Consider the following 503-nt stretch of genomic DNA (forward strand, 5'->3'; position numbering starts at 1 on the left):
CCAACAGGCAATCCTTGAGCCAACTTACTTATTTTTACACTTGTTTTTTTTAAACTATTTTGGCCATATCCTTCATAATTTCAATGACTTGAATCTTTGTAGTTATTCCATGATGTAACCAGTTGGCAATATGTTGAGATGAAATCCTTAAAGTTGCTCTATCCTCCATAAGCCCAACGTTATTTATATCGGGTACTTTGGAGCATCCTATACCTTGATCAACCCATCTTACAACATAACCTAATAATGTTTGGGCTGAATTAGATATTTCTTTATTAATTTCATCGATTGACCAATTTGGTCTGTCGGCGGTTGGTATATTTAATAAATCATCTAACTTAGCTGCTTCCCTAGATTTTATCCGCTTATGTTTTTCAAAAATATCAATTTCATGGTAGTGCAAAGCATGCAATGCTGCAGCTGTTGGAGAAGGAACCCAAGCGCAATTAGCACCAGCATTTAAATGATCAATTTTTTGCTCCAACATATCTTTCATTTTATCT

The 503-nt window shown here is 34.6% G+C and carries 1 pseudogene; it reads right to left on the reverse strand.

Annotated features, from left to right (window positions below):
• Positions 1–49: 49 nt before the first annotated feature.
• A pseudogene (locus AMN95_RS01320) lies at positions 50–503 on the reverse strand (malate synthase G); the annotation flags it as partial.

Origin of the sequence: Candidatus Pelagibacter communis (assembly GCF_001180185.1) — a bacterium.
In the GTDB taxonomy this organism is placed as follows: Bacteria; Pseudomonadota; Alphaproteobacteria; order Pelagibacterales; family Pelagibacteraceae; genus Pelagibacter; species Pelagibacter ubique_F.